Source organism: Desulfosarcina sp. (assembly GCF_041551955.1).
Lineage (GTDB): Bacteria > Desulfobacterota > Desulfobacteria > Desulfobacterales > Desulfosarcinaceae > Desulfosarcina.
This window is the reverse complement of the sequence record NZ_JBFELV010000163.1, coordinates 1-9,857: the sequence shown is the minus strand read 5'-3', so window position 1 is coordinate 9,857 and position 9,857 is coordinate 1. Positions and strand designations below refer to the sequence as shown.

Sequence of the window (9,857 nt, the reverse complement as noted above, 5' to 3'; positions counted from 1 at the left end):
TCCTCCCCTGGCTTTTGGCCTGGTACAGGGCTTTGTCAGCCTGATCCACCAGCTGTTTGCCGGTGATTATACCACCGGCTGGCCGGGCAGCGACCCCCACACTGGTGGTGATGTGAAGGGTCAGTTCCTCGTAGGTGAATTCGTGCTCCTTCACCCGCTCACGAAACCGCTCGCAAAGGGCTGACGCTCTATCCAGCGCGGTGTCCGGGAGAATGACGGCAAACTCCTCGCCGCCGTAGCGACAACCCACATCATATTTGCGGATGCTGTCATTCAGCAACCTTCCGAACTCCTGGAGTACCCGGTCCCCGCACAGATGACCGTGGTTGTCATTGACCCATTTGAAATGGTCAAGATCGATCATGCACAGCGCCAGGCCGTGGCCGTAACGCTGCGCACCGGAGATTTCCCGTTCCAATGCTTCCCGAAAATAGCGCCGGTTGAACATACCGGTCAATTCATCGCGCACGGACATCTCCGCCAGCTTCTCCTGAGCCATGCGCATCTCCCGCTTCAGACCGGCCTTTTCAAGGGCATTGGCGATGATACGCAGCAGCGCCTTGCCGCTCACCTTGGCTTTGGGAAGATAGTCGTAGGCACCGGCCTGGATGATCCGGGAGGCGATCAGCTCGTCTCCCTGGCCGGTAATAACCACCACCGGTATCTCCATCCCCTTGTTGTTGATGGCTTCCAGAAAGTCCAGGCCGGTGCCGTCGGGGAGCAGGTAATCCAGAAAGATGAGATCGAACCTATCCTTGTCCAGACGGCTGAACGCGTCCCGGATGGATTTCACGCGGGTCAATGTCAGTTGCGGGTGATCCTTCAGGATTTTTCTGACTTTGGCGAAATCATTATCTTTGTCCTCGATGGCGAGGATAGAGACATGCTGGTCCAGGTTGAGGATGGTTTTCCCGCCGGCGTAGGTTTTAGGTTGGTCGTGGCGCAGGGTCTGGATCTTTTTGACCGTGTCGGAAATCCGGGTGGCGGCTTCCGTTATTTTACTTACCCGGCCGGCCAGGTGGGCCGGGATGTTGCCTTCCATTTCCATCAGTTGAACATTTCCCATCAGAATCATCAACGGCTGGTTCAGTTCGTGGGCCGTGGCACCGGCCATCTGAAGCAGAACCTTCAGGCGCTCCTCCTCGATCACCGATTTCTGCTGCTCACGGATCTGGCGGTTGACGGCTTCCAGTTCCGCCACCGTGCGGCTCAACTCTATATTGCTCTGCTGAAGTTTTTTTCGCTGCTGGAACAATTCGACAAAGACATTGACCTTGCTTCTCAGAATGAGCGGATCCAGCGGTTTGAACAGGTAGTCCACCGCACCTTTCTCATAGCCGGCAAAGACGTGGGTGTCGTCTTTGCTTATGGCCGTGAGGAAAATGATGGGGATATGGCGGCTTTTTTCGCTGCCCCGCATCAGTTCAGCCACCTCAAAGCCATCCATACCCGGCATCTGAACATCCAGGAGGATCAGGGCGAAGTTGTGTTCCAGAACCAGTCCAAGCGCTTCGTTGCCGGATGTGGCGGTAATGATGGACAGCTCCGGTCGCTCGAGGACGCCTTCGATGGCCATGATATTCTCGGGCCGGTCGTCGACTACCAGGATTTTTATCTTTTCATCTGATGACATGGTCGCGTCCTGTGGGTTCGCTCAACGGAAGCCGATGCGGCGATACTTTCCGGATCGGTCAGTGCGGGGCCATCCAGATCTTTAGCATGGACGTCAATTTATCCAGGTTCACCGGTTTTGCCAGGTAATCGTCGGCACCGGCGGCGATGCACTTGGATCGGTCTCCTTGCATGGCTTTGGCCGTCAGGGCCACAATGGGCAGGGCCTTGAAGCGGTCCCGGCGTCGAATCTCCCGAATGGCCTGATAGCCGTCCACGTCGGCGATCATGACATCCATAAGAACGAGATCAATGTCCGGAAACCCGTCCAGTTTGTCAAGACTTTCCTTGCCGGATTTTCCGGTGAACACTTCTGCTCCCTGGTCCTCCAGAACATTGGATACGGCAAACACCGTTCGCATGTCGTCATCTACCAGGAGTACTTTGCGACCCTTTAACCCGGACAGGCGGTTGTCTGCGGCCAGAAGCCGATCGCGATGAGGCGCTTCCAGTGCATCAGGCAGCAGATGGAGACGCGAAACCAGCGCCTGAAGCAGCCGATCCGGTGCGTCGATTGCCTCGAGATTAACGACTGCCGAAAATGGCTCGACACCGCCTGCAGGTTGGATGTCCAGTGAAGCCCCCGGGTAGAGAAATACCGGCATCGGATCGTTTCGCATGGCGGTTAGAAAACCGTGCTGCTCGGCGGCATCTAAGGCTGGGTGTAGGATCACGGCATGAGCGACTCCCGTTTTCAGGGCCGTTTTTGCCTCGGCAGCAGTGGCCGCGGCCATGATGTGTATCGTTTTGCCGCCGACAGCGTCGGTGATCTGGCCGGCGGCATCCGGATCCGGGGCGACCACGAGGATCGTTCGATCTTGGGTCGATTGCAGATGGTGGATCCGCTGAAACGCCGCCTCCAGCTGAAGGGGGGTGACCGGGTCGTTCACGTGGCCTGCCGCCCCGTGAACCGCCGCGTGGAAGTCATCGGCCGGCAGAGCGAAAGTGAAGACGGGAATGTGTCTGCTGCCGGGGTTGGCCTTGATTCGGTGAACCATCGTCCAGCCGTGCGCATCGGTCAGCCCGAGGTTTAGGAAAATGGCAGCAGGGAGATAGTAATCGGCGAAATGAAGGCCGGTTTGGAATTGCTCGGCCACCAGAACTTTATAACCCTTTAGGTAAGCCTGGTCTTTGATTGTTTCGGTCGTGCCTGGATCCGGGTCGATGATGAGAATACACCGGTCCCCGGGGGCCAGCCGATGGCGATCATCCGGAACCGGATCCACTCCCGGGGTCGATTCGGTCTCACCCGTTGAGGAAGGGGACGCCGCCGCCTGGGTGGCGGAGCGCCCGAAAGGGTCGGTGCGAATCACCGCCGGTTCATTTTCGGGCAGTGGGATGATAGGCAGGTGAAGCGTAAACCGGCTGCCTTGCTCATCTTCGCTCTCGAGCGTGATGATTCCCCCCAGCATTCGGGCCAGTTCCCGTGAAATGGAAAGGCCCAATCCGGTGCCGCCATACTTGCGCCGGGTGGAGCCGTCTACCTGCTGGAAAGCCTCAAACACCATCTGTTGCTTGGCCGCCGGAATACCGATTCCCGTATCCACGACACTGATGGCCAGACATCCATGGTCACCGGCGTCATCGGCACCCCGACAAATGACCAGTTCGCGGGAAACCGTGAATTCCAGGTGGATGGTTCCCCTGGCAGTGAACTTGAAGGCATTGGAGAGAAAATTCTTGATGATCTGTTCGACGCGCTTGCGGTCGGTGATCAATCGTTCCGGTACGTCCGATGCCACACGGATGGTAAACCGGATGCCGCGCTGCTCGGCCAGGGGTGCAAAACTTACCTGAATGGCGTCGGCTATGGATTGGACCCATACCGCTTGAAGCTCCACCTCCATTTTCCCTGATTCCACTTTGGCCAGATCCAGAATTTCGTTGATCAGGTTCAGCAGGTCTTCTCCTGCCGAGTGGATGGTTTGGGCGAATTCGAATTGCCTGGTGGTCAAGTTATTTTCCTTGTTCTCCAGAAGCAGCCGGGAGAGCAGCAGGATGCTGTTGAGCGGCGTTCTGAGCTCATGGGACATGTTGGCCATGAACTCCGTTTTATAGCGGCTTGAAATCTCAAGCTGCCGGGCTTTTTCCGCCAGTTCCAGGTGCGTTTTCTCCAGCTCGGTGTTTTGTTTCTCCATGTCCAATTTCTGTTTTTCCAGGATGGCCATGTGAGCTTCGAGATCGCCAGCATTTTTCACCATTTGTGCGTTGGCGGCTTCCAACTCCATTTGTTTGAACTGAAGCTTTTCCTCGGAAGCCTGAAAAGCACGGCTTTGCAACTGCATTTGGTGCGTGCTTTCTTCGAGCGACGCTTCACGCGCCTTCAATCGCTGAGCCTGTTTCCGGGTCTGCTCCAGTAGGGCTTCCTCCTGCTGCCGGGTAGAAGCGGCGTCGACCGCAACGGCAATGACCGGCGCCGCCGCTTCTACGAAATGATAATCAGGTCGGCTAAATACGCCTGTTTTCATCAACACCAGAACCCCTTTGACGGTTTGCCGCCACATCAACGGAGCGGCGATCAGATTGGCCAGGTCAGGTTCAGAAACAGGCGACACCAATCCGTTGATTGGCTCCTTGTGGAAAATCGTGATGGTTTTTAGTTGGTCCGCCTGACCGATCCACCCATCCTTCGCGTCGAAGATCGGTTGCCCTTCCCCATCGGGATGGCCCGGAAAGCGGCTGATGCATTTCAGCTCGCCCTGGTCATCCATGATAAAAAAGTCTGCCTGACACAGATCGAGAAAATCGCAAAGAAATTCGAGCGAGGCGAGAGACAACTCCGCCAACGTCTGGCCATCGCCGACCAACCGGTGCAGGTTGGCCAAACCGGATATGAACCGCGACAAGGTGCTGTTTTGGGTTTTGAGATGCTGGATCATGCTGTTGAAGGATGCTGCCAGTTCACCGATTTCATGGCTGGCTGCGACATGCATGTCATGGTCGAAGTGGCCTTGTTGGACCATCGATGCATGTCGGGAAAGATCGCGCACCGGTTCAAGGATGCTTCGCGCCAGGATCGCGGATAACACCAGCGCCCCCACCCCCGTCAGGATCACGATGGTAAAGATGGCCGCCCGCAGGGGATGGATGGCACCGAAGGCCGCCGCCGTCTCCATTTCCACAATCAAGGCATAAAGGGTATTGCCGAGACGTATCTGTGCATGGGTGCCGATGACCGGGTTGCCGGCCGGTCCTGCGTAGGCAAATGGCTCCTCCGCGGACGACGGGAATCCATCATCAGACTGGTTTTTCCGCCACAACCGCGTTTGCGCGGTGTCCACCCTGACGCCGGTGTAAAGATGCGGCGACCCGGTGGCGCCGGCCAGCATCGTCAGGTCCGAATCCACCAGATACATCTGCGAGCCTGTCCCGAGCCCCACGGGCGCCTCCACCATCGGTTGGACGGTACTCAGCGGAATTTGAAAGGCAATCACGCCAGCGGGCGGGCTGTTTTCACCGCGAATGGGGGCGGTGACGAAGGCCATTTCGGTATCGCCGGCCGGGGAATAGCGCTCAAAACCGGCAAAACTTGGATTTCCTGAGTCCAGGGTTCTGCGAAAGGCCTCGGCAAAGCGGGTTTTCGCCAACCCACCCTGATTCAGGTTCTCTGCAAGGTCTTTGTGCCTGGCGCTGGAGAACAGAATATTCCCGACCGGATCAACCACCAGGATATCACTGTAGCCGTAGAGGTTGGCATGCAGTTCCATGTCGGCTCCGAAAGCGGAGGTGGCCATGGCCCAGGGAACGCTGCTAACAAATTCGGAGACCGTTTCTTCAGCCGCCGCGTGCCTTCTAACCAGGGTGTTGAAAAAAGATAGCGTGGTGCGTTGGCGACCCTGCTTGTCGGCTTCTGCCAACCGGTCATCGACAAACCGTTGAAGCTGACGGCTTTTCAATTCGGCGACGATACGGATGTTCTGGCGGACTTCATGATCCAGGCGTTGGTGGGCCGTTTGGTAGCTAAGCCATGCAACCAGGGCCATGGGCACCATGGCAAGGCCCAAACCAAACAACAGCAGCTGCCGGCCCAAGCCTCGGCGAAACACCAGATTCAGGTTGAAGGGAAGCAACCGTTCAGGAGACTTGGCTTCCATGGCAAAGGCCTTTCTTTAATTTAGCGTCTGCTGCCAGAAGCGCCGAACTATATCCCTCAGGTGTTCGAACCGATGGCTATCGACCAGGGGGGAGCGTTCCTGCAGATTGAGCCGGTGAACAACGGCCCTGAAAATCAGGTAGGCCTGCCGGAGCCGGTAGGCCGTTACCCCGTCCACGATACCGGTTTCGGCCAGTGCCTGGAGCAGGCGTACATTATCTGTCCAGCGCGAGATTTCCGGATGGTTGGCCGCGTGCCGCAATACCAGGTGCTGGACCAAAAACTCGATGTCCACCATTGCACCGATGTCCTCTTTGATGTCGAACTGGTTCGGTCCGGCCGACAGACGATTTTCGCGCATGCGTTCGCGCATCTCCCGCACCGCTGCCTTCAGCTTTTCCGGATCCCTTTGTCGGCAGAGCACCTGGCGGCGAATGGTGGAAAAGGCATTTTTCAGCACAGCGTCCCCGGTGATGGGGCGGGCCCTGATCAGGGCCTGGTGCTCCCAGGTCCAGGCTTCGTCCATCTGGTAGGTGTTGAATCCGTCGACATGGCTGACCAACAGCCCTGAAGCGCCGTTGGGCCGCAGTCGCATGTCGGTCTCGTAAAGGGTGCCGGCGGCCGTGTGGGTGGAGAGCATATGGACCACCCGTTGACCCAGCCGGGAAAAAAAGTGGGTGTTGTCGATGGGATGATTGCCGCCGATGGTTTCCCCGGGGTCGGCCGCGTGGAGAAATACAAGATCCAGGTCCGATCCATATCCCAGCTCGAACCCACCGAGTTTGCCGTAGCCGATGACGGTAAATCCCCGTTCGCAGGTCTGACCATTCAGGGTGCATGACGGGCGGCCATGTTTCTCCACCAGGTGGTTCCAAGAAATGTCCACCACCTTGTCAAGGATCGTTTCGGCAATCCAAGACAGATGATCGCTGACCTTCATCAATGGCAGCACATTGGTGATGTCCGACGCCGCTACTCTCAGGGTGTTGATCTGGCGGAAGATGCACAAAGCCTCTATCTGGTATTCCGGATCGTCATCCGGCACGGTGGCCAACTGACGGGATAGCCCGGTGCGCAGCGCATCGGGTCCGGGGGGAGCGTAAAGGGTGCGAGGGTCCAAAAGCTCATCCAGGACTACCGGGTGACGGCTCAGGAAGTCGGCAATCCAGGGGCTGGCGCTGACCAGTCGAATCAGATGGGTCATTGCGTCGGGGTATTCGAGAAGCAGGGAGAGGTAGCTGATCCGTTGCTGAATGCGCTTAAGCAGCTGCAGCACGCGATCCAATACGGTCTCGGGATCGTCGCAACCGCCGGCTGCCTTCAATACCCGCGGGATCAGACGGTCCAGACGGCGCTTTCCCGAGCTGCTCAGGGATCGGGTGGCCGGTTCCGATTTAAAGGCTTCCAGAAGGCTGGCGGCGGCATCGCTGTCCTGAAACCCTGCCGTTTCAAGGAGCCGACGACGCTCACCGGTTGTCATGGAAGAGGACCATGCATCGGCCATATCCGCAACCGCCTGGCTGGTACCGCCATTGGCGGTGGTTTTGGCCACGGGTTCCAACAGGCCGTCGAAATGCGACCGAACCCCCTGGCGATGGCCATCGAGAACCTGCAGGTAGTCGTCCCATGTGTCCAATCCCATAGACCGGGCAAGCTGCAAACGGGCGAGCGGGTTCGACGGCAGCGCATGGGTCTGCTGGTCGTTGGCCTCCTGGAGGCGGTGCTCGGTTTTTCTTAAAAAGCGATACGCTTGGGTGAGTTCCCGACAAACCGGCAGGGGCACAAACCCCTCTTTGCCCAGCGTGGTCAGCACGGTCTGGATTGCCGGTTCCTGGAGCGCCGGCAGAACGCCGCCCCGGATCAACTGGAACATCTGTCCAAAGAACTCGATTTCCCGAATGCCGCCGCTGCCCAGCTTGATGTTGTCGTGCAGTTTTTTCCTGCGCACCTCGGCAGTGATCTTTTGCTTCATCTCCCTCAGCGACTCGAACACGCCGAAATCGAGGTAACGCCGATAAACGAACGGCCGCAGGCGGCGGAGCAGCTTTTGTCCTGCGTCCTTGTCGCCGGCTACCACATCGGCCTTGATCAGGGCGTAGCGTTCCCATTCACGGCCCTGGGACTGGTAATAGTCTTCCATATGATCGAAATTCATGACCAGCGGACCCCCGTCGCCATAAGGCCGCAACCGTGTATCCACCCTGAAGACAAAGCCGTCGGCGGTGTTTTCGCCGATGGCCTGGATTAGGTATCGGCACAGCCGGGTAAAAAAGGTTTCGTTGGACAGGGGACGTTGGCCGCCCCGTGTTTCACCCCTGGCTGGGAAGGTGAATATCAGGTCCACATCTGAGGAAAAATTGAGTTCACCGGCACCTAGCTTTCCCATGCCGATCACCACCAGGCGCTGACAGTTGCCGGCGTCGTCCTCGGGAACCCCATCGATTGCACACATGCGGTCGAACAGCAGACTCAGGGCCCCATCGATGGCCGCCGCGGCCAGGGTGGACAGATCGGCCATGGTGTCGTCCAGATCGCAGAGACCGGCCAAGTCCCGCACGGCGATGCGCACCATTTCCTGTCGTCGAAATTTTCGCAGTGTGGTTTTGATCATTGCCAGCAGGCCGTCCATGGGGATGTCCGGAGCTGCCTTTGCCAGCGGCAGGAGCAGCGCCGCCAGGCGGTGGGCCATGCGGCCGCCCGCGTACGGGTTTAAAAGATCCTTGCTGTCGATCAGATCCAAGGCCATGTGCGGGTGACGAATGCAGCTGGCGGAAACGAATTCACTGAAGTCAAAGGCGGTTGCCAGTGCCCGTGCGCCGACCGAGGCATGGGAAAAGCGCATGTCGGCGGCCCGGGCTTCTTGGCAGAAAGTGAGCCATTGTTCCTGCTGACGGGGGTCCAGGAATTCGGTGGGGGGGGGTTCCATGGTATGGGAGATATCCTGTATTGGGTTGCGGCAACGATGGCCGAAGGGTTGCAACTTTCCCAGTCGTTCACCGGTTCAGCGTTCAGCGGTTGAGGTCTTCATCGACATCCCCTGAATGCTTACCAGATTTGCCAAAATTTGCCAAGATCAGTATTTTTTCGATAGGTTACGATTCCCTCTAACCGACAGTCTCGAATTTTACAATATTGTCATTTGATGCGCAATAAAATTGCACTAATGTAAAAACATGCCTTACAGGCATTGATCAGGCCGATTCGCTTATCTATTATGCGATTGGATTTCAGTGAGTTCTATATTATGGTACATAATTTGCTTTTTTGTTCCACCCCGGTCCGTCATTGACAGGTCAATGACGGCCTTTTTACTACGGCAGCCAAAGGAGTGTATCAACCATGTGCCGACTGTTTGCCATGACCAGTGAGATCCCCGTCTCTCCCATGATTGCCCTGGAAGCCATGGACGTCATGCGGGAGGGCCACGACGGATCCGGTGTCGGTCTGTTTCTGCGTGACCTGGGAGGGCCCTTCGAGGAGATCAAGGACGCACCCATTTTGTCCGGTATATTCAGCGAAGCCGGCCTGCGGCGGCTGGATGCCTTCATGATGGATATCGGGTTCATGACCAAATACAAAATTACCATCAAGGTCCCCAAAAACCCACCCCCAGGGGTTCCCAAGCGGGACATCTACTTGATTCGCGCCTATGAATACCCCGAAGAGTGGGATGACTATACCCAGACGGCGCTCTATGAAAAGCTACTGGAGATTCGCCTGCGGCTGCGGGCCATGGGTGAGGAGAAGCACGATATGATCGTTTTCTCTTTTTGGCCGGACGTGATTATGCTCAAGGAGATCGGCGACCCGCTTCAGGTGGCCAACTACCTGAAGCTGGACCGCAAGGAACTGCACGCCCGGGTCATTATGGCCCAGGGCCGGCAGAACACCAACTATGCCATCAACCTGTATGCCTGCCACCCGTTTTTCATCCAGGGCTATGCCTCCATGACCAACGGGGAATGCACGGCATTCACCCCTATACGGGAGTTTATTCTGTCGCGCAACTTTCCCGGGGACTCGGGCTACCAGAGCGACTCCGAGGTTTTCACCCACATCCTGCACTACACCCAGACGCGGTTGGGGCTGGATA

The 9,857-nt window shown here is 57.4% G+C and carries 4 protein-coding genes; 1 reads left to right on the top strand and 3 read right to left on the bottom strand.

Going from position 1 to position 9,857, the window contains the following annotated elements; genetic code table 11:
* From ABYV26_RS13475 to glnE, 3 genes are all read right to left on the bottom strand, one after another.
* A partial coding sequence (locus tag ABYV26_RS13475; protein ID WP_372681804.1) for a diguanylate cyclase occupies window positions 1-1,633 on the bottom strand: 1,633 nt, incomplete at its 3' end.
* Window positions 1,634-1,691: 58 nt separating this feature from the next.
* Window positions 1,692-5,765 (bottom strand): response regulator, encoded by a 4,074-nt coding sequence (locus tag ABYV26_RS13470; protein ID WP_372681802.1) that lies wholly within the window; start codon window positions 5,763-5,765, stop codon window positions 1,692-1,694.
* Between the two features lie 15 nt (window positions 5,766-5,780).
* Window positions 5,781-8,690 (bottom strand): bifunctional [glutamate--ammonia ligase]-adenylyl-L-tyrosine phosphorylase/[glutamate--ammonia-ligase] adenylyltransferase, encoded by a 2,910-nt coding sequence (gene glnE / locus ABYV26_RS13465; protein ID WP_372681801.1) that lies wholly within the window; start codon window positions 8,688-8,690, stop codon window positions 5,781-5,783.
* Between the two features lie 413 nt (window positions 8,691-9,103).
* Here glnE and ABYV26_RS13460 point away from each other — a divergent pair.
* Window positions 9,104-9,857 (top strand): glutamate synthase (locus ABYV26_RS13460; protein WP_372681799.1); only part of this gene is annotated, 754 nt, incomplete at its 3' end.

Bases quoted from the DNA above. Each gene is read 5' to 3' on its own strand.
- ABYV26_RS13470 (WP_372681802.1), bottom strand. From the start codon at position 5,765: ATGGAAGCCAAGTCTCCTGAACGGTTGCTTCCCTTCAACCTGAATCTG.
- glnE (WP_372681801.1), bottom strand. From the start codon at position 8,690: ATGGAACCCCCCCCCACCGAATTCCTGGACCCCCGTCAGCAGGAACAA.